General features: G+C 38.9%; 18 protein-coding genes and 1 other RNA gene. 7 read left to right on the plus strand and 12 right to left on the minus strand.

All coding sequences use genetic code 11. The features are described from left to right. Positions 1–24 precede the first annotated feature (24 nt). The 5 genes from ABJE44_RS20240 (at position 25) to rnpB (ending at position 3,040) form a co-directional block, all read left to right on the plus strand. Positions 25–564 (plus strand): biopolymer transporter ExbD, encoded by a 540-nt coding sequence (locus tag ABJE44_RS20240; protein WP_348112046.1) that lies wholly within the window; start codon positions 25–27, stop codon positions 562–564. Then, positions 564–1,118: a biopolymer transporter ExbD gene (locus ABJE44_RS20245; RefSeq protein WP_348112045.1), complete on the plus strand. Its 555-nt coding sequence runs from the start codon at positions 564–566 to the stop codon at positions 1,116–1,118. The genes ABJE44_RS20240 and ABJE44_RS20245 overlap by 1 nt, the downstream gene beginning before the upstream one ends. Then, positions 1,115–2,143: an AgmX/PglI C-terminal domain-containing protein gene (locus ABJE44_RS20250; protein ID WP_348112044.1), complete on the plus strand. Its 1,029-nt coding sequence runs from the start codon at positions 1,115–1,117 to the stop codon at positions 2,141–2,143. The genes ABJE44_RS20245 and ABJE44_RS20250 overlap by 4 nt, the downstream gene beginning before the upstream one ends. Positions 2,144–2,191: 48 nt before the next feature. Next, on the plus strand, positions 2,192–2,617 hold the full coding sequence (locus ABJE44_RS20255) for a hypothetical protein (RefSeq protein WP_348112043.1): 426 nt from the start codon (positions 2,192–2,194) through the stop codon (positions 2,615–2,617). A 55-nt stretch (positions 2,618–2,672) separates the two neighbouring features. Then, an RNA gene (rnpB, locus tag ABJE44_RS20260) (RNase P RNA component class A) lies at positions 2,673–3,040 on the plus strand. Positions 3,041–3,131: 91 nt separating this feature from the next. Here rnpB and ABJE44_RS20265 read toward each other — a convergent pair. The 6 genes from ABJE44_RS20265 to ABJE44_RS20290 form a co-directional block, all read right to left on the minus strand. Next, entirely contained in the window at positions 3,132–4,568 is a 1,437-nt protein-coding gene (locus tag ABJE44_RS20265) for a hypothetical protein (protein ID WP_348112042.1), read from the minus strand. Positions 4,569–4,748: 180 nt separating this feature from the next. Beyond that, entirely contained in the window at positions 4,749–7,919 is a 3,171-nt protein-coding gene (locus tag ABJE44_RS20270) for a CHAT domain-containing tetratricopeptide repeat protein (RefSeq protein WP_348112109.1), read from the minus strand. 6 nt (positions 7,920–7,925) lie between these two features. Further along, on the minus strand, positions 7,926–8,444 hold the full coding sequence (locus ABJE44_RS20275; RefSeq protein WP_348112041.1) for a hypothetical protein: 519 nt from the start codon (positions 8,442–8,444) through the stop codon (positions 7,926–7,928). Positions 8,445–8,457: 13 nt separating this feature from the next. Next, complete coding sequence (locus tag ABJE44_RS20280; RefSeq protein ID WP_348112040.1) at positions 8,458–9,867, minus strand: peroxidase family protein; 1,410 nt, start codon at positions 9,865–9,867, stop codon at positions 8,458–8,460. Between the two features lie 13 nt (positions 9,868–9,880). After that, positions 9,881–10,516: a hypothetical protein gene (locus ABJE44_RS20285; RefSeq protein ID WP_348112039.1), complete on the minus strand. Its 636-nt coding sequence runs from the start codon at positions 10,514–10,516 to the stop codon at positions 9,881–9,883. Continuing rightward, entirely contained in the window at positions 10,513–11,310 is a 798-nt protein-coding gene (locus tag ABJE44_RS20290; protein ID WP_348112038.1) for a sigma-70 family RNA polymerase sigma factor, read from the minus strand. Before ABJE44_RS20290 ends, ABJE44_RS20285 begins: the two co-directional genes overlap by 4 nt. A 297-nt stretch (positions 11,311–11,607) precedes the next feature. Here ABJE44_RS20290 and ABJE44_RS20295 point away from each other — a divergent pair, with 297 nt between their 5' ends. After that, a complete protein-coding gene (locus ABJE44_RS20295; protein WP_348112037.1) occupies positions 11,608–14,229 on the plus strand; it encodes an ATP-binding protein in 2,622 nt (873 codons plus the stop codon). A 73-nt stretch (positions 14,230–14,302) separates the two neighbouring features. Further along, on the plus strand, positions 14,303–14,782 hold the full coding sequence (locus ABJE44_RS20300) for a thioredoxin family protein (RefSeq protein WP_348112036.1): 480 nt from the start codon (positions 14,303–14,305) through the stop codon (positions 14,780–14,782). A gap of 106 nt (positions 14,783–14,888) precedes the next feature. Here ABJE44_RS20300 and ABJE44_RS20305 read toward each other — a convergent pair whose 3' ends face one another. The 6 genes from ABJE44_RS20305 to ABJE44_RS20330 form a co-directional block, all read right to left on the minus strand. Then, positions 14,889–16,292 (minus strand): M20/M25/M40 family metallo-hydrolase, encoded by a 1,404-nt coding sequence (locus ABJE44_RS20305; protein WP_348112035.1) that lies wholly within the window; start codon positions 16,290–16,292, stop codon positions 14,889–14,891. Between the two features lie 77 nt (positions 16,293–16,369). After that, positions 16,370–17,509 (minus strand): carboxynorspermidine decarboxylase, encoded by a 1,140-nt coding sequence (nspC, locus tag ABJE44_RS20310; RefSeq protein WP_348112034.1) that lies wholly within the window; start codon positions 17,507–17,509, stop codon positions 16,370–16,372. 92 nt (positions 17,510–17,601) lie between these two features. Continuing rightward, positions 17,602–18,804: a saccharopine dehydrogenase family protein gene (locus tag ABJE44_RS20315; protein WP_348112033.1), complete on the minus strand. Its 1,203-nt coding sequence runs from the start codon at positions 18,802–18,804 to the stop codon at positions 17,602–17,604. 96 nt (positions 18,805–18,900) lie between these two features. Then, the gene (locus ABJE44_RS20320; protein ID WP_348112032.1) at positions 18,901–19,440 is read right to left on the minus strand and encodes an ATP-binding protein; all 540 of its coding nucleotides are present in this window, start codon (positions 19,438–19,440) and stop codon (positions 18,901–18,903) included. Continuing rightward, positions 19,440–20,057, minus strand: a complete 618-nt coding sequence (pnuC, locus tag ABJE44_RS20325; protein WP_348112031.1) for a nicotinamide riboside transporter PnuC — start codon at positions 20,055–20,057, stop codon at positions 19,440–19,442. The genes ABJE44_RS20320 and pnuC overlap by 1 nt, the downstream gene beginning before the upstream one ends. A gap of 102 nt (positions 20,058–20,159) precedes the next feature. Beyond that, positions 20,160–21,062 carry a pyridoxal-phosphate dependent enzyme gene (locus tag ABJE44_RS20330; RefSeq protein WP_348112030.1) on the minus strand — a complete coding sequence of 301 codons (903 nt, stop codon included), beginning with the start codon at positions 21,060–21,062 and terminating at the stop codon, positions 20,160–20,162. Positions 21,063–21,449 lie beyond the last annotated feature (387 nt).

A 21,449-nucleotide genomic window follows, 5' to 3' on the forward strand; every position in this document is an offset into this window, starting at 1 on the left:
AAAGATAGGATCTAGGACGTTTTTATGGCTGGTAGAGCATCATTCGGGCGAAAAGGGCGCAAGCCAAAACAAGACGCTGAACTTGATATCACTTCATTTATGAACTTGATGATAGTGCTGGTTCCAGTGTTGTTAATGATGATGGTTTTTTCCCGTATTACTGTATTAGAACTTTCCTTGCCAGAGTTAGGTGATGCAAGTTCTGCAGCTATTGACACAAAAGATCAACGTTTAGAGCTAGTTGTACGTGCCAATAGTGTTGCGGTTTATTACCCTCAGGGTTATTTGGTGAAAGAATTACCTAGTACAGAGCAGGGCCACGATTACGAGGCATTGCAAATGGTACTAAAACAAATCAAACAAAGCTTATTAAACAAAGATATCGATAAAAAAGCAGCGACATTATTGCTTGAAGAGAATACCCCTTACGAGGTAATCGTTGCCCTGATGGACACCACTCGTTCATACGAAGATGTATTGATTACCTCTGTGGTAGATGCTGAATTATTTCCTGAAATCTCATTGGGTGATGCGCCTTTACGTGCAGAGCAGGGGAGTAAGTAATGAAAAAGTCAGCGAGAGCTTTGCGGATGCAACGGCATCATAAGCGTATGGCAAAAGAGTCAAAATTAAGTTTGGTATCTTTGATGGATATTTTTACCATTTTGGTTTTTTTCTTGATGGTGAACGCCTCAGACGTGCAAGTTTTACAAAATAACAAAAGTGTCGAACTGCCAAAATCTACTTCTCAAAAAGCCGCCAAAGAAACCCTAATTTTGATGGTGAATAACCAAGAGTTAATCCTGCAAGGTAGAAAACTAGTTGATGTAGCTAATATCTTAAATCAGGATCAAGATATTATTTCTGAATTAGTGACTGAACTTGAATATCAAGTTAATCGTTCAACTAATTCAACGTCAGAAATCTCTAATACTGAAGAGCCCGTTGCAAGAGCGATTACAATTATGGGTGACAAAAGCATTCCTTACACAGTATTAAAAAGAATTATGCAAACTTGCGCTGAGATGGGATTTACAAATATATCCTTGGCGGTAGAAGGTGAAATGCCTAATGAACAACAAACAGCCACCGATACTGCGCAACAGGAATCAGTATGAACGTTGCCACAGCCACTCAAAACAGCAAGCTGTTGACCGCAAATAGTTTTGTGACCGAGCTGCCTTGGTCATCAAGTAGTGCTGAAAACAAGCGTTTTACCACTATTACCGTTATTGTATTGTGCATAACGTTAATCTTTGCGGCGTTTGTAAAATTTCAAGAGTTGCCCGAAAGACCTAGAGCGGAAAAAGAAAAGGTACCCGCTCAATTAACCCGTATTATGGCTCCCAGGAAAGTTGAGCCGCCTAAACCTAAACCTATTCCAAAGCCTAAGCCTATTGAGCCTGAGCCCGTGAAGCCAAAACCAGAGCCTAAAAAAGAGCCTCCAAAACCAAAGCCACTAGAGCCTAAAAAGGCTCAACCTAAGCCAGAACCCGTTAAGGTCAACGTACCCACTCAGGCTGAAATTACCGAACAAGCTAAGGCTAAAGCACAACAATCTGGTGTACTGGCGTTTCAAGATGATTTAGCAAGTTTGCGTGATGACTCTAGTATTAACAATTTAGCCGATACTGAAACGATTAAAGGTGCAGGGGCTAGCGACCAAACTCAACGAAAGTTTGTTGGTAAAAAAGTAGCTGGCAACAGTGGCGGTGTTGATACAAGCCAATTGACCACTGATATTGGTTCTAAAGGCGAGCTTAAAGGCACAAAAACAACTGAATATGCTGCACCAACTGAAGGTCTAGCCTCTATTGCGGCTAAGCAATTAGTGGTTGACGACCAAGTAATCGGGAGCCGAGATTTAGAGTCTATCCGTAAAGTACTCGATGCCAATAAAGGTGCAATATACGCCATCTATCGCAGGGCTTTGAGATCAGATCCTAGCCTTGAAGGTAAACTTACGGTTAACTTGACTATCGAACCAAGCGGCGCGGTTTCTACAGTAAAATTAGTTTTCAGTGAGCTAGAGTCAGATACATTAGAAACTAAATTACTTCGACGTATCAAGTTAATCAACTTTGGTGAGCAAAGCGTTACACAAACTCTCTTAGATTATTCATTTAATTTCTTACCGTTCTAGCCTACAGTTTAGCCATACTTGGAAGTAAATTGTAAGGGATACCATAGAATGTTTATTCAGCATGGGTTTTATTCATTAACTCGTTATGAGCGAGTCTTATTTTTAGAAATGAAAGGCGCGTGGAATCAAGAAACTACACGCGCTTTTCAGCAAGATATTTATCAAAAATCAGCCGTACTGCATGGCCAACCTTGGACGGTAATAACTGAAATGACCGACTGGGAATTATTTACTCCAGAGTGTGAGCCCATCATAGTAGAAACCGTCAAGCAGTCTGTGGCTAATGGCTTGACCAGAGAGGCTCTGATAAATAGTAAAGGCTCACTTAAGCTCCACCTCTTTGAAAAGTATAAAGAGCAAACATTATATTTTGATAAACACATTGCTTTTACAAGGCACGTTTTTACAGATATGGAAGCAGCCTTACAATGGTTAAAGAGTGAAGGTGTCGATGTCCCAAATGAATTTAAGTAATATGAATTGCCATAATCCGTTTACTGAGCTTTGTATAGCCTGTAGAATCCGCCGCGGAGTTGGCCTGGTAATCGCCGTTTAGTTTTCACTTGTGAATTTCTAGAGGGAGGAAAGTCCGGGCTCCACAGGGCAGGGTGCCAGGTAACGCCTGGGCGGTGTAAGCCGACGACAAGTGCAGCAGAGAGAAGACCGCCTTTTTGTTATTCGTAATAAATCGGTAAGGGTGAAAGGGTGCGGTAAGAGCGCACCGCGTCGCTGGTAACAGTGTACGGCAAGGTAAACTCCACCCGGAGCAAGACCAAATAGGATCTCTTATGGCGTGGCCCACGTTGAGATCGGGTGTGTTGCTTGAGCCAGTGAGTGATTGCTGGCCTAGATGAATGATTACCCACGACAAAACCCGGCTTATGGCCAACTCCAACTAATTCTATTACCCTAATTAACCTTACCTTAAGGTAACGGCTTCAAAGCTTATCGCCATTAAAAAACATGACAATAAGTAACCTTTACTCAACTAGCTCCAAAGTGCTTGCTGCTTGTTAATACTGAAGTATCTATGGGGGTTCCAAAAGCCTTCATTGTAGTCAGGTAGCTTCGTCTCGCTTAGTTGATGAATATGGATTTCGCGCAGGGTGTTCAAAGCTTCTTGGCTTAAACTTTCCAGATGTTGTTTGGGCTGTTCGTAAAACAAATTGTTATCTTCTAATAAGGTGAAGTCTTTCTCATCTTCATTATCGCAATCTAAACTCGTTACACGTCTGCAAGTTGGACTGTTTGGATGTTTAGGGTTTAAACGGGTAACGATGGCATAGTAGTAATCATCTTGTTTGTGCGGTAGCAGGTACAACATACCCAAGCCTAACGGAAAATGCCCAACTAGCTCAATAAAAGACTCACATGCATGACTACATATAAACCCATGTTTAGCAGAGTTTTTAAGCACAGAGATAACGTTTGGCAAATCTAAAAAGCGATAAATTGGCTTAGTTGATAGTATAAAAGATGAATATATTTGGGGAATTTTAATAATATTGCCAATACTGTCTTCTGTAGGTTTAACGGCATCAGTTAATAGGCCAAACACGAACTTCATGCGGTTAGCTTGTTTTTTTTCATAACGTTGCTTTTTATCTGAGTCATTGCCCTCGTATTCAGATATCCCAATCCCATTTTTAATAAAATCTTGGGTTTGTTCGTGATTAATTATTAGTAGTAATGTGCGGGTTTCTCTATCTAAAACACGAAACTCATCTTGCGTCCCGTCAGCTCCTTTTAGCAAACGCTGTGTTTCTGGGTGTTGCATGCCTACATCTTGTAAAAGGGCGGCAATGATTACAGGGATAGCCACATCAAGTTGAAATTGGCTATAGCGCCCTGGACCTTTCGAGAAGCGGGTTGCTGGGTCAAATCTACTGGTAATATAGGTATTGGTTAATTTGTCTTCAGCTAATAATTTATCTAACAACCTTAAAGATAAAACCGCTTTATACAAAGGTTTGAAAAGCTGATGCATGTACTGCCTCTTACCAACATCTGTACTCGACAACATAAATAGAGTGGCTAGTAATTTAGAGCTTTTTAGTTCGGTTTGTTGTTGATTTTTGCCTTCAGTTAATCTCAATATATTGACACAGATATTTGCTAAGCATTTGTATCGATGTTGGCGGTCGGTAAATTGTTTGTGCTCTTCTAATTTCAATTCATGTTGAAATTTTTTAACTTGCTGTTGAGCATATTCACGCTTGTTTTCAGGCACTGTGTCTAAATACTCTTCAGCTCCTTTTAGGTTTGCTTGGCAGATTCTGAGCGCGCCAGCATCAGCTTGGCATGATGTATAGTAAACTTGGGCTAGTTCGAAAAAAGAATCTTTACGGGTAGAATCTTGTTGAACTTGATTTATGAGAGACTGTACCGAGCGGGTATAGTCAGAATCGCTCAAATTTGATGCCATGTAAATTTGTTCCAAATGCCAATAGAGTTTTGCACCATGCATACTACTAAAGTCTATGTCTTAGATAATAGTGATTAGAAGGGCTGAAAGCAATGGGGAAGTTTTTTGCGACACAGAGTAAAATTTTATTGTTAACTAACAGCAATTAAAAGTTTATCTAAATCCGCTGTAAATTTTAGGCTAGTACAATTCTACTTGTTCGTATTCTTTTTTGGCTATCGTTAAATTATAGCCAGCCCAATATTTTGGATGTTTATAGCGCCCAGATTTTATCATTTTGCGTTTTGCTGAAGTAAACGATTTAGATATATCGCCTTTGTTCAGTTTTAAGGATTGATAAAAGTACTTCATGAAAATAGCTGTGCTTTTATCCGAAACCTCCCAGATAGTACTTATCACCGAGCCCGCCCCTTGCGCTAACATTCCTTTTGCCAATCCACTCAAACCTTCGCTTTCACTATATTTTCCTAATGAAGTATCACAGCCACTTAAAACAACTAAATGTGCCGATACTGGCTGGCTCAAAAGTTCGTTTAATGACAAAAAACCAGAGGTAACTCGGCCAAGCTCGTCTTTACTTCTCGTTGTTGCTAGTCCAACAATCTCTGGAGCGCTGGGATCATAATAACCATGGGTAGCAATGTGCCAAATCTTAGACGATCTAGATGTGCTAGACATAAGTTCTTGGTTAGTTGCTTCAGTGTCTCCACTCAAATTTAAGCGTTCATTTGGGAATAGATTTTTAATGACCGCTAATTCGGATTTGCTACCAAGTAAAGGAGATAAGTTATTACGCCAAGAATTATTAAATTCCCCAGCGTTATTATCTGTGCCTAAGTAAGAAAAATCAGGATTAGCAAAAATAGTAAATTGTCCATTATGACTGGCTTTATTGTTCGTTTTAGAAAAATATTCTGACAACGAAGGCACTCTAATTACTTCAAACAATGCCGCTAAATATTCCTTACGATTCTCTGAAGTTGTGACTTTTGCTGCTGAGATCGATAGCTGATTAACTTCGCCGTCACTCGCCACGTAAAGTTTGTCTATGTTTTCTGCCATTAGCCATTGTATTGGTAAGTGTGAAGCATTCATTATTTTGGAATAACTTGAATGACCATTTGACGCAATGCTCAGATCTGACTGAATCATATCTTTTTCAATAGTGATTAATTTGTAATTATTTTTTGTAATTAAAAAAGCTTTATATTCAGCATTAAGTTGTACATACCGTAAAACAGCTTCATTGCTTGATAGTTTAGTTTTTATAGCGTTGATATCTAAATTTTCGAAGAGCTCAGTGTAGTCAGTGGTAATTCTTTTTGAGGTTAATTCATAAGATTTCTGCTCTTCTATTTTATCAATCTGATTTAGTATTTGTTGTTTATCTTCTTTGCTACTAACAGATACTAATAGACCCTCGGCTCTATATTTTTCTTTTGATAACTCGTGGGTGTTTTGGTTTTCATATTCAAGCTCAGAGTAATATTGACGGCTCTTTCTGAGCATAAAGCTGAAGTAACTCTCTAGTGTTTCAAAGGCCAAGTTATGAGAATCTATATCTGGTTGCTTGAGTAGGTGTGAAATGTATGTGCTAACTAAGTCTTTTGACTGGCTCATCCAACTTGGGCCATCTAGTCTGATGTCCATACCATTAGTTTTGGTGAGTAAAAGTGTGAATGCATCCTTGAAGTATTTGGTAACCTGAGTATTACCCAATTGAAATTTGTTTTTACTAATAGACAGTGCAATGCGTAATTGGTTGTATTTTAGGTTTTCTGTCTGGTTTTGTTTTAAATATAGCTGCGAGTAATCGAGCCATTTTGAACTTGTGTCAAACTCACCATAGTTTAAGTATGCCTCGGCTAAATATAAGCTAAAAATTACTTTGTCTATATCTCTAGATGTGTATTTAGATGGTTCTTGAGTGACTGCAAAAGTGCTATTGTCTTTTTGTTTACTATAGCTTTTGGATAGAAAGTATGCAGCTTCAATAATAGGAATTTGGTCTTGTAGGTTCTTTTTTACTCCTAGATGTATTTTTTTGTATTGAGCTATGACACTTTCGTAGTCTTTTGTTTCAAAGGCTAGTTTTATTAATGACAAACCGGTATTTAAAGCTCCAAGTTCAGAGGCTTCATTGTCAAAAATATTTATGGCTTCTTTGAAGTAACGCTTTGCTTTTTTATGGTTACCTAACTGTGTGGCTACCTTTGCATAATTATGAAGCTGTGTCGCTAATGATACCTTATCTGGCAACTCTCGACTTAAGTAGATCGATTTTTGAAGTAAATGTTGAGCATTTAACAGTTCTCCCATCGACATATAAATTAACGCTAAATTATTTGAGTAACTAACTGTTGCTTCTTCTGAATTATTAATCAGCTCTGTATGGTAAATAGCCTGCTTTAAATAATGAATAGATTGCTCTTTGTCATTAGATATCCAATAAAAAGTAGCAAGCCCGTTGTAGACTTCTGGCAACAAATCGTGCATTTGACTGGTTTGAGCTAGGTCTAGCGACTTTTCCAAATTTCTAAGCCCTAATTTTATAAGACTTTGCTCGCTCGTTTCCGCGCCAATTAGTACTTGGCTGAAGCCCATTTTCATAATGGTATAAGTGCAATGCTCAGAAGATGCACATTCTAAATTTTCATTCAAAAATTGGTGTGCTTGGGTGTATTGGGGAAGGGCTTCACTAAACATTCCTGTATTAAATGCGATATCTGCACCTAGAGTTGGTAGCAAGGCGCACGAGTTTAATAGATTTGCTTCAGTGTGCTTGGAATTGATTGCTTCATTTATGTTTTGTTTGGCACTTATGTTATTGCAGGTGTGTAATGTGCTGGGAGATATGAGGACTAAATTATTTACATCATCAGTGATTGAGCTGCCTTTAGTGGTTTGATGATTCGAATAAAATAGTGAAGCATTGTCTGAACGAAGTAATGTTAAACCGTGATTTACGGACTCCACAATATGCCCTGAGGTATCGATTTTTTTAATTATATGGGTATGAGGATGGTCTTTGTACTCAGCATCATTAGTCATTGTTATTGTATAGGTTAAGTCGTCGCTAGTTTTTGGTGAAATTAAGTAATTAAATACAGGCTTTTCATCAACAAGGTGTACGCGGCTCAATAATTGTCCATTTTGATATACTTTCAGTGTGTAAGGGCTATCACTGTATATCCAATAGATACTCTGCTCTTTTGAAGAATGAACCTCAGTCTCAAAAATATGGAATGATGAGCCAGGGCTTGCTTCATGGGCTTCTGGGTTTTGATGAACTCCTAAGCCCATAATAGTAAGGAAAAGTAACCACCCTAGCATCCGTGCGAGTGAGGCCATCAAAAATTAACTAATCCAGGTGTAACTGGTGGTTCTAAAGTTAGGGTTCTTGAGTAACATTTGTTCAGGTGCTGATGTTAAACTCGGTGAGGTACTCTGACGATTTTCCCATAATACGTGTGTAGTAAATTCCACTTCTTTTTTTTCATTTTTGTTATATTCAATCATTAATGTGGCGTGTGTAAATTTGTCAATTCCCCCACGAATCTCAACTGGAGCAGAAACTAATAAACGCTCACTTGCAGGGTAAAATTTTGATGCATCTAATATTTCTTTTGATTTTACATTCCACGGAGAGCTATTTGTGCCTTTAGTGGAAACTTCAAGTTTGATATATACATCTTTACCATTATTATCGGTGGCAACTTTTGAGCTTATCAAGTGACAGGGTTTGTTGGTAGGTTTTGGCTTACCTCTTCCTGTTGGGTGGTAGTCTGCTAAGGTTTCACCCGCAGAGACATTTGTGACTTCACTTACATAATAGTCGGTGATCTCCCAACTAGATGGGAATATTGGTTTTGTCATTTTTATTCTCCGTTTAAAAAGGTAGGTTAATTAAAGAATACATAGTTTTGTTTTTAGAGCTTTTTTGCCATATTGACCATAATGGTTCAGAGCGTTTTTCTATCGTTTGCAGGATATTGCAGCAGTTCGCAGAGGAGCTTGTATTTGCTTGTTGACTTAAAATTGCTTTTCTAAGAACTTCGGAAATAATTATACTTGCTATTCCACCTAACCTTTTAGCGTAAGGAGTTGTAAATTCAGCTTCTTGTAAAGTGTACAACCAAAGTGGTAGTGGGCGCGCGCCTTGGTTGTCTACTTTGAAAATACTTCCGCATATATTTTTCTCACTTTTTTCAAGTTGGCAATCTCTAATTAATACTTTATGTCTATTGAATATCCAGTCACTTATACAGTCTCCAGATGGTAATTTAGCTCTATCTCCTGCTAATAAATTTAACTTAACAATATGCTTTTCAATAGGAATGTTAGCCATACTTGATGTTACTCTAGAGTCAATGTTACTAGCTTGTTGAGTCGCCTTTGAATTCAAGTCATTACTAAAAAATGCCTGCCAATTCTTAATTTTTAATGTAAGTGGAAGGTTTCCATTATTTTGTCCTCTAAATATTTCAGTTAGAGTTCTTTGATCTTTTTGATCATCTTTAATATCTAAATTATAGTCACTTCTTACCATGCTGTGCCCGAATCGAAAAGCGGCATGTGAAAATTCTACTGGAATAGCCTCTAATTTATTTTTGTCTTTAAGAATGTATTCTTTCGTTTGAATTGTTGAATCTTTAGATATGGTCCCAAAATAACATTTGAAAACATCTGGGTGGAGGATACGTTCTGCATAGTCATAAATAGTTAAGTACTGAAAAAGAGAGGTAGTAATCTGGCGAGCTTCATTATGAATAGTAATAGAGTCGACTTTGCATTTTTTATCCATATTTAGGGTTATAAAGTCGATAATTTTATTATGAATATTTTGCCAAAGCACATGAAACTGTATAATAATTGCATTCTCGTCATTGCGTTGATCTGGAATAAGCGCTCGCCCATTTTCATCTCTTATAACATCATAAGGTCTAGTGTCACTGACTCTGAACTTACCTTTATCATCAAATAACATGGAATATTGGGATGGCTCTCCATATAGGCTTTTTAAATCTAGTTCGGGTGTTGTTGTATAGTTGTGTTCACTAGGCTCTGGGCTACTGCAAGGTATTATTTCATGTGCAATAAATTGACCGAAATAAGTGTAGCCTGCATCTAGATTTTTTAGTTTTGATTGAGAATTAATAATTGCAATATTTGACTTTGTATTGCTTGAAGCTAGCTCTTCAGGTTTTACGCCGGTTAAATATTCAGCTATCTCATTTATTTCATCTTCAGTTAGTAGAGGCTCTTTGGCGTAGATTGGAAATAATCTAGGTTGATTCACTTTTTTGCTCCCATTAACCATTGGTATTTAAGGTTATGGGAAAGCTTAAAGGCGCCTGTGCACTATTAGATGGGCTAACAATAATAATGCTGTCTGATATCAGTAATGAGTTATCTTTAATCGAAAATATCACTTCCTTTGACTCATTTACTAGTAACTCAGTAGTTAATGTGTGTTTACTACCATCGGGTAATTGCAGCATCACATCAAATTTATCTTCGGCGAAGTCACTGGTATCCACTACAAATAAAGATGAAGTAATGTTAGATGAGTTGATCTGTGTGCTTGTATTGGCACTACGGTAACTTTCTAAATATACAATGTTGGGACTTGGATAGTTTTGGCTCGAGTCTGTTTGCGTTAAAAAGAATACTGAAACAACAGCGATACAAGCTGTTCCAGAAAGAAAGCTTGGAAGCATAGAAGTACCCCAAAGAAAACTTTTTTTAGGGGTACCCTTAACATTCGGCATTGTCTCTACCATCACACTATCCAATTCCAATTGCTCCAGTAAGTGGGGTTTATCCATTATGTATTCTTCAAACTCTACCGTTTCTTCTGGTGTCAGTTTGTTGCGCAAATACTTCTGTATTATGTCGTTTTGAGTGATGTACTCATCATCCATTTTGTTTGGGTGCATTTTATTCATACGCTCCTTGACTTAGACGTTAACGGCATACTCAAATTGGTTAGTTTGGGTATATAGCGACTGTTCATTGTTGGCGTTGTAATTGGTAAGTGCTCTTGATGCTGCTTATCTCTCACTTGTGTTGCGAATAAATATTCCCTTTTTAATTCAGAGTTTTGTAGATTGAAAGCAGCTACAAAAATACCTAGGCCTAGATAGGTTGCGGTAATTTTTGATGATTTATCTTCACTTCCAAGTTTATGTTGAATTAACTGCTTAAGCCTTTGCCTAGCTCTAAACAATACTCTGTCAAAGTGTTCTTTAGTTAGGGCTAAGTCTTCACAGATTTGCTGTTTGTTTTGCTCGTAAACGAAGTAATTTTGCAGAATTTCTTTGTCTCTTGGGCTTTTTAGTTCATTGAGTAACTGTGTGGTTATTTCGAGTAGCTTACCTGAGTGTAAGGCTTGACTGATTTCCATGTTTTCGGTGGGGGAGTGTACTTCAATATTGTCAACCCCATGGGTATCGCGACGTGACTCTTTACGTTTATGACCTATTAATAGGTTAATACCAGTTTGTCTGATGAAAGCCGAAAGAGCTGCCGGATTAGTAATACCATTAGCTCTCGCTTTTTGGATAACGACTATAAACGTATCTTGTGCTAAATCTTCGGAGAGGGCTTGGTTTTGAGTTTGTCTATTAAGAATAAACACTAAACCACGATAGTAGGTAGTGATGAGTTCTTGTTCTGCTTCTTTGTCACCTCTCGATATTCGTAAAACAATCGATTCGGCTTGGCTTAATTTTTGGTCCATCTCTACCACTTTTATTGTTTTAATATATTGAATTGGTTGAAATTTACACTTTCTGAACAAAGGTTAATCGATATTGCTTGGTGGTGCAATTGCAGCCCTCCAAATAAATGACAAAAACGTGATAATTTTAAGTTATTAAATTGCTATTCTGGGTAGTTTAAAATTTAAGCGTCATTTAAAGGTATGAATATCCGTTTTTTGAAATTTAGATTAAGGTTTGTTTGTCTGTATAGGCTCATTATTAAGAGTTGACCTTTATCCCATGGATTTTATGCTGAACAAGCTTTGGATGAGATTTTGAAAACACATTTACAAAAAGGTAAACAATTGATCTGGACTCCCTTGCAAAAGAAGGTGTTTTTGCTGGTAGTTAGTTTATTTACTTTAGTATTTACATTAACGCTAATTAGTATTTATCAGGCTGCCTACAATCAAGCCGAGCGGGAGTTTATTGCACGTCTCAAGGTGGGCGAAAATGTGTTTATGAATGAGGTGACTATTGCCAAACAGCACCTTGATTCTAGTGTTGAGACCATAGCCAAAGACTGGGCATTACGAAGTGCTATTGGGCAAGGAGAAGATGCTCGGTCAATTAAAAGTGTGTTGTTTAACCATGGTAAACGTATTAACGCTGATATCGCTCTAGTATTAGACAATGATTTTGAGTTGATTGCCCAGTATGGAAATGAAGATGTCATAGTTGGTCATTCATTTGCAAAAAACCTAAATAAAAATCAACAAAATATGCCCTGGATTGCCATGGTAGGTAATCAAGCTTACATGATGTCAGCAGACCCAATTAAAGCTCCTGCCACTATTGGTTGGTTGTTAATGGGTAAAAGGCTTAATCAAGCATTTTTATCTCGCACCAAAAAATTAATATCATTAGATATCAATGTTTTGGTACAGCATGAAGGGCAGAGCACTATCTTGTTATCCACCCTTGAAAATAGTCCTGATATTCAAAAAGAGTTGATGCAACTTTCCTCAAAATTTGTGAACCGTGGTTTGTTAGCAGATATGTCTATCATGGAAGCTGATGATGTGGTGGCGTTACCTTTTAGTATTTTCAAAGACTCCAACCAGCATTTTGTGGTGATTTTACAAGACTCTATTAGTGCTTGGCTTCAAACACGAAACGCTTTTATGGTTGAGCTGTTACCCTTTTTTATTGTAGGTATTTTATTAGCGCTCTTAGGTTCTTTTTTTATTGCTCGAAGTATCACTCGCCCAGTTAGTCGCTTATTGGAAGTGGCACAGCTCGTCGCGAGCGGCAGTTATACTGAAAAAATCAACATATCTGAAAAAAGCGAACTGGGTGAGTTAGCGCGCGAATTCTCAAATATGCAAAGTGCCGTGATGGAGCGTGAGCAAAAAATTAAAGACCAGGCTGAAGAAATTCGGCAGGCACACGTTATTAAATACCAAGTTGAATTGGCTCAAAAAGAACAAAATTTAGCAGCGTCTGCAACCGAAGCCAAAAGTTTGTTTTTAGCGAATGTAAGCCATGAAATCCGCACTCCCCTTAATTCTGTAGTGGGATACTCAGCTATTTTAAATGATCCACTGGCAAGCCCTGAAGAAAAAAACAAGGCGATCCAAGCAGTACACAGTGGTGGGCAGTATCTACTTAATATTGTGAATGACGTACTGGATTTATCTAAAATTGAAGCGGGTAAAATTCAGCTAAACAAAACAGAAACTAGCCTAGTGAGCCTATTGGATGAAGTGGCCTCGCACATAGAAGGGTTTGCCCTTGAGAAACACCTTAAATTTCATTTAAATCTGAACTTTCCGCTACCAGAAAAATTTATCACTGACGGTACAAGGCTCAAGCAAATTTTACTGAATTTATGTAATAACGCCATCAAGTTTACCCAAGAAGGGCAGGTGGATGTAAACATTCACTTAGATAGTTATAGGCGCAGACTAATATTTGTTATATCTGATACCGGTCCTGGTATGAGTGATGAGCAGCAACTACGCTTGTTCACCGCTTTTTCTCAGGGTAATCAAGCAATTAACAGGAAGTATGGTGGCACAGGGTTAGGCCTTTATATCAGTAAACAGCTGACAGAAATGCTAGGAGGGCATATTAAAGTCACCAGTCAAGAAGGCAAAGGTAGCCAATTTGCAGTTTATTTACCTTGGCTTGAGTCAGCCGAAAAGTCTATTTTAACTGCAAATCAACAGGTCGAGGTTTTGCGCCGCTCCGAGGTTAAAAGCGAGCTAACTATTCCCAAATTGAGCGGCCGAGTACTGGCAGTGGATGATAATCAAGATAATCGGGATTTGGTGTCTTATTTACTTTCTAAAACAGGTCTTGATTTGGTTCTGGCGGAGGATGGTTCTCAAGCATTAACGTTTGCTGAAAATCAAACCTTTGATCTTATTTTGATGGATATGCAAATGCCGGTTCTTGATGGTTTGCAAACTACCGCGATGTTGAAACGAAATGGATTTACAGGTCCTATTGTCATGTTAACTGCAAATGTTGATGCAGGTAGCAAACAACAAGTACTCGATGCAGGTGCGACTGAACATTTTGCAAAACCCATTGATAATCAAAAATTCTATGAATTGTTAAATACATATCTAGGGGCTAAAGATACTGCTGAGCAAGGTGTCGCACCTGAGGTTATGTTAAGCGAATTTGATAAATTAGTAGATAAGTATCGAATGAGCTTTAAAGAAAAGCTAGCCGATATTAACGCTGCGTTAGCGAAGCAAGACTGGGAATTGCTTAACGGGTTAATGCACAAAATTAAAGGCTCTGCGGGAAGTTACGGTTTTCAAAAAGTAAGTGACTTAGCTGTGCTAGTCGAGCAAAAAATAGAATTGCATGAACTTCAAGAGGCTGAACAATATATCTTAGAAATGGGCACCTTAATGCAAGAATTATATGCCAAATATCAGTAAATTTATCGTTTAACCTTTTTCTCAACCTAAAATTTAGGTAGCCTCGTAACACAATAAAAATAAGGATTTATGCATGAAAATTTTTTTAATAGCGTTGGTGTTGATGGTTTCAATGGGTTGCAGTACTGCTAATGAACATTCTGCCAACCCTGTGGATTACAGTGGTGCCATTTCTGGCTCTCAGTTAATTGCTGATTATCCTCAGTTCCAGTCGATGTATAACAGTTATGAGCCCAGTGAGGCAGAAATAACGGCAATAAAATCGATAGAAGGTAAATCTTTGATGGTCCTGTTTGGTACTTGGTGTCACGACAGTGAACGAGAGGTCCCTAGGTTATTGAAGTTATTGGACCTAGCTCAAGTTAAGTTAGTCAACCTCTCATTAGTTGGGGTTGATCGTAACAAGCAAGAACCAGGGAATAGGCATAGTCAATTTGCACTAAAATACACGCCCACCATTATATTGTTAGATGGTGACAAAGAGCTAGGTCGTGTAATAGAAACGCCACAAGTCAGCTTGGGTGAAGACTTAGAAACATTTGTTAATAATTAGGACATTAGAAGAAAAGGGACTTGTTACCAGAGTCATTATGGGTTGTTTATTAAAAACGCCTTTACATTTATTGATGTAAAGGCGTTTTTATTTTTGACCTGTAGTTTTATTTAAAACTTCCTGGCCATTGTGCTGCCATAAAAGTGAAGACAGTCCAGGCCGCTACATTTTGTCGCATATGCTCAGGATTAACCTTATCAAAGGTGTCGTCAGGTGTGTGGTGTAAGTCAAAGTAGTCAGTACCATTTTGCATCAAGTTGATGGCTGGTACGCCTAAGGCCGCAAGTGGGATCATATCAGGCCCTCCACTAGTGTTACCAGGTCTACGTGTGACGCCTAATTCACCCATTAAGCTGGCCATAGTATCGACAACATGTAGTGCATTAGGTGAAATATTGTTAGATGACTGTAACCCATATACTGGGCCCGCTCCAAAATCAGACTCAGACCCTATGATATGATTAGCAATAGAGCCATCTTCTTCTCTAGCTTTAGCATAAGCCCTAGCACCAATTAATCCCAATTCTTCAGCTCCCCATAGTATGACTCGTATTGTACGGCGTGGGTTTTTGTCTGTATTGCTTTTGATAAGAGATGCGGTGGCCATTGCAATAGCAACCCCAGCGCCGTCGTCAACAGCACCGGTCCCTAAATCCCAGCTATCTAAGTGACCACCGATTACAACCACTTCGTCAGGGCGTTCACTACCTGTAATTTCACCGATTACGTTTTTAGTGACTATTGGCCCTAAATCTTTAGTTTGTATATTAAGGCGAATTTTAGGTGTATGTCCGTACTCTAATAAACGTACAAGCTGGTCAGCGTCAGGGTTAGACAAAGCTACCGCGGGAACTTCAGTGTATCCCATGGCTACGTTAGTCGCCCCCGTATGTGGGTTACGATGATCATCTGTTCCAATAGAACGTATTAGTAGTGCTTCAGCGCCTTTTTGTGCTGCTATTTCGTGCCCTTTTGAGCGAGCAATGTTGGCTGGGCCGTAACCTGCGCCATTTTTAAAGCGTTCCATGCGATTACTAATAAATGCGATTTTGCCTTTTAGGCTGCCATCTGGTGCTTGTTCGAGTGCCGCATAATTTTTAAAATGGACTATCTCTGCTTCTAGGCCCTTTTTGGGGGTTGATTTAGAGCGGCCTAGGGCGGTAATAATCATCTTTTGGTATGAAGGAAGTATAATCTCTGCGGTTTCAACCCCACGAAGCCAACCATTCATTTTTACATCTTCGGTGTAAACTTTATCAAAACCCAAGGCCTTTAATTTATTTACTCCCCATTCAATAGCGGCTTTTTCTCCTGGCGTTCCAGGGTGACGGGCACCTACTTCAGTGGTTAAAGATTTTAAAATTTCATAGGCGCTATCATCTTTGAAGGCTTTGTCTCTCAATGCTGCTGCAGTACTTTGAGTCTTTTCTGAAACAGGTACGATATTGTCTGCATAGCTGGTTAGGGTAAATACAAAAGTAGCAGCTGCTACCCACTTTTTTAGGTTCATAGAAATATCCCTGATGTTATGTTTTATTATGTTTATTTAATTTTAGAAAAATAGCGATACTAATGATTTTATTGCCATTAAGACAGCTTGTTTTTAAAGTCTTCATATTCAAATTTTCGTATTAGCTCAAAACTGCCATCTTTGCGGATAATACCGATAGATGGATGCTCTACACCATTGAAAAATGTAGTTTTCACCATAGTGTAATGGATCATATCTTCAAATATTAGCCGCTCACCAATCTGTAATTCATGGTCAAAACTATATAAGTCGATGGCATCACCTGCTAAGCAAGAGTTCCCGCCAATTCGGTAAGTGTAAGGCTTTTCATTAGCTTTACCTGCATCGCTAATCTCGGGGCGGTAGGGCATTTCAAGTACATCAGGCATATGAGCTGTGGCCGACATATCGAGTATGGCTATCTTGTCGACATTGTCGACTATATCCACTACTTCTGTCACTAAAAAACCAGTTTGCCAAGCTACGGCTGAGCCGGGTTCAAGAATAACAGTTAAATGTGGGTGCCTAGCCTTGAAGTCTTTTAAAGTCTGAATTAAATGCTCCACATCATAGCCTGCTCTGGTCATCAGGTGGCCGCCACCAAAGTTAATCCAGGTTAGTTGCGGTAACCATTTTCCAAACTTTTTCTCAACCGAGAGTATGGTGCGCTCGGTGGCGAATGAGTCAGACTCGCATAGATTGTGAATATGTAGGCCACTAATACCTGTTAAATCTGCACCATTTAAATCTTGTGATTTTATGCCTAACCTAGAGCCTGGCGCACTGGGATCATAAAGTTCGGTTTCAGCTTCTTGGTGTTCAGGGTTAACCCTTAGTCCTGCGGATACCCCAGCATCTAAAATTTGTTGCTTATATCTTTGCCACTGATTCAAACTATTGAAAGATATATGGTCAACAAGAGTAACAAGTTCATCAATATCTTTTTGTTTAAATGCCGGAGAATAAGCGTGAACCTGTTTGCCTATTTCTTCTTTACCTAACCTTGCTTCCCATACCGCACTAGCGGTAGAACCCTGTAGGTACTGACTAACTAAATCAAAGGTCGACCACATAGAAAAGCCCTTTAAGGCTAAAATTATTTCAACGCCACTTTCTTGTTGCACCCTCTGCATAAGCTGCAAGTTAGCCTCTAATTTTGTTTCTTCACATACATAACAGGGTGAGGGGATATTAGTGTTTAACATAAAGTCTGCCATCAAAATAACTGGGTTGTTGGTAACGAATTGAATTTTATCGGAGGCTTAAATCCACCTTTAAACGTTTTTAAAGGTGGGTACTCTAGATTTTATTACTTAGCGAATGGGCTTTGGTCACATTCGATTACATGCCATGGTAAGCCGTGTTTGTTAAGCATTTCCATGAATGGGTCTGGGTCGAACTGTTCCATATTCCACACGCCTGGTTTTTTCCACGTGCCGTCTAATATTAAGCTGGCACCTATCATTGCAGGTACACCAGTGGTGTAAGACACCGCTTGTGCCCCCACTTCTTCATGACATAGAGCATGGTCACAGTTATTGTAGATAAATATGGTTTTTTCTTGGCCATCTTTGACACCAGTAATATACGTACCAATACAGGTTTTACCTGTGTAACCGTCGGCCAAAGAACCTGGATCAGGTAATACCGCTTTCAAAAACTCTAAAGGTACTATTTGCTGCCCTTGAAAATTAATAGGTTCGATACTCGTCATACCTATGCCTTCAAGTACTTTTAAATGCGTCAGGTAAGCATCGCCAAAGGTCATCCAAAAACGAGCACGTTTAATGGTCGGGAAATGCTTTACGATTGACTCTAATTCTTCATGAAACATCAAGTACGACGCACGTACCCCAATGTTTTGATACGCTAAGTCCTCACGCACACTAAGTGGCTCGGTTTCTTTCCATTCACCATTTTCGAAAAACCTGCCACGCTGAGTGATTTCACGTATATTGATTTCTGGGTTGAAGTTGGTCGCAAAGGCTTGGCCGTGGTCGCCACCATTACAATCTACTATGTCTAAATAATGGATTTCGTCGAAGTAATGCTTAGCTGCGTAAGCTGTGTAAACATTGGTAACGCCTGGATCAAAGCCACTACCCAATAATGCCATTAACCCTGCTTTTTCAAATTTATCTTGATAAGCCCACTGCCAAGAGTATTCAAATTTAGCCACATCTTTAGGCTCATAGTTAGCAGTATCTAGGTAATCTACTCCTGTTTCTAAACAGGCATCCATAATGGCTAAATCTTGATAGGGTAAGGCTAGGTTTACTACTAAATCAGGCTTCACCTGATTAATAACTGTGACGACTTCACTTGCATGGTCTGCATCTACAGCAAATACCCCTTTTACGCGGTCAATGCCTACTTCTTTTTGTAGCGCTTCACATTTTGAAACTGTGCGACTGGCCAAGTAAATCTCGTCAAATAATTCAGGTAAACGAGCACATTTTTTAATGGTAACTGCAGCAACACCGCCAGCTCCAATGATCAAAACACGAGACATAGGGAAATCCTAATAAACAAGGTTAAACAGTAAAAACAGAATGCTATCAGTAATTTGTCAGGGTGCAAGCTGCAATATAAACAATTATATAAGGCGTTATGTGATGGCTTCTAATTTACTGGGAGTGAGCATTTTTAAAAGCGTTTGTTTTCTTTGCTCAATATCGCCAGTAACCTCAATATAGGGAATATTATGTTGTTGCATATAGGTGCGGTTGAAGGCTTGAAATTCTTGACGGTTGGCGTCTCCAGATCGTTCCCATGTGTCGTCGTAGGGGATCTCATCTCCACATAACACCACTAATGAATAGCGGCTCCAGCAGTCTTTTGCGAGTTGCTCTAACTCTGGCAAAGCTTGTTGGTGATAATGCATGGCAAAATGCCAAGTGGTAAAGGCACTGGTATCGCAGAGTAAATATTCTTTGGCTTTTTCTGCAGCTTGGTCTTCCCATTGATTTTGCATTTTCGCAATATGTAAGAGTTGCTCTGGGGTTAGGCGGCGGTTAACTTGGTGGGTGATCCAATATTCACGGCCATATTCAGGGACTGTTATGGTGTTGAGACTTGTCGCCAAGGCTTCACATAAGCTAGTTTTGCCTGTTGATGGGCCGCCTAAAAATACAATTCTTTTAATCACTAAGTATTAGGTCCTTGGGTTTGATTTGAGTGGTAGCTTTTATACCATTGCCATTGTCCTATGATTGCCATAATTAGTAAGCAAAAATATAAGACTGAGGTTGGAAATAACCCCTTTTGCCAATAAATACCAATAGCGACCACGTCTACGACTATCCAAATAGTCCAATTGAGTAGCTTTTTACGAGATAATAACCACTGTGCTACTAAGCTGGCACAGGTTGTAAACGCATCAGGATAAGGGAAGCTCGCATCAGTGTTATTGCCCATCAAAGTCCCAACTATTGTTGTTCCCACTATTATGGCAATTAACCATAATGCGTATTCTATGGGGGCCCCTTTTACAACTATAACGTGTCCTGATGAATCTTGAGCATTACGCCATATCCACCAACCGTAAAATTGAAATCCAATATAAAACACATGTAACACCATATCTGAATACAGTTTTACGTCATAAAAAATCCATGTGTAAATGGTGACTTGAATCAAGCCAAATGCAAAACTCCAAATGTTTCTTTTTATCAATAAATACACACATATGAAACCTGCTATGGTAGCAATCCACTCTAAGGGAGATGCACCAGCAAAGCCGCTAAACCATTCAAGCCAATTCATTTAATGAAGTGCATTCCGTCTTAATTCCACGATAAAGGCGCTATTTGACCGAATATCGCTGCAAATTGAAAGATTTATTTAAACACCTTTAGTTGCAAAAACTTAACTTCTTGCGCCCTGAAGTCCGCCAGTATGCAGAATCAAGACTTTGGCGTTAGCGGGGAAAAACTCTTCAAAGATAAGCCTTTTTAAGGCAAAAATAAGCTTTCCGCTGTATACAGGTTCAATGGGAATGTGAGTTTGTTTTAGAAAGTCACTGCAAAATTCGTGAAGTTCAGTTGTTGATTTGGCGTATCCACCAAAGTGAAAATCATGGTTTATATGCCAGTTATTGCATGCCTGCCTGTTTGGTAGTAAAGAGGCCACTAGTTCTTCTAAATATCCTTGGCCTTTTAACACCCCTATGCCGAGCACTTGGGTGGTAGGGCTATAGGTAGACACTCCTTTAATTAAGCCTGCTAAAGTTCCGCCGCTAGCAACTGGAGCAATTATATAATCATAAGTTTGCGGCAATTCAGTGATGATGTTTGCTACACCTTGCAGTGCTTGTTGCTGTGAGCCCCCTTCGGGTATTAACAAAGCGCGTGGATACTGTTTTTGTAATTGTTGAATATATTCAATGTTAGTGCGCTTCTTGTAGGTCACTCTATCTACATATTGCACATCGGTTTTCCAATCTAACAAGTCTTGCAACATAGGGCTTAGATTTTTAGAGTAATCACCTCGCACAATGGCTGTAAATTGAATGTTTAACTGATGGCAGCAATAACCTAACGCATGCAAATGATTCGAAAAACCTCCACCAAAACTTACTATGTGTTTGGTATTCTGTTTTACAGCTTGCTCTAAGGTGTGATGGAGTTTGCGCCATTTATTACCAGAAATGATGGAATGTATTTGATCATCTCTTTTAATTGATAGTTGAATCTTATTATTAACCCAATCTGGGGTGATGACTTGCACTGAAGAAGGCGTGTTGATAGTTAATTTTTCAGTTAGTTGCATAGGTTATTGGTTGAGCGGTTATCAGCTTTAAAGACAACTAATTCTTACTCATATGGTTATATATACGCAACCTTAAATAGTCTTTAACTCGGTTTTTATTGGGCATTTCACACATCTGCTGTCAAAGTTTTTTTACCTTTACGTAAAGCGGGTATAACAAATAACAAAACAACTGCAGTTGTTGGTTGACATATAGACGTCTATACGGCAAATTGCACCCATGAAAATGAATACTTTAACTACGACCAGCATGATTATTATCACCCTCTATGAGGTGGTCGCTGGCTAGTGCATACGCATTACACATTAAAAGCCCGCAGCCAAAGCGGGCTTTTTTGTTATTAGGCTTTGTGAAAAGCGAATAAAAATATAAACATAGCTAAGTAA

The organism is Paraglaciecola sp., assembly GCF_039942875.1.
Lineage (GTDB): Bacteria > Pseudomonadota > Gammaproteobacteria > Enterobacterales > Alteromonadaceae > Paraglaciecola.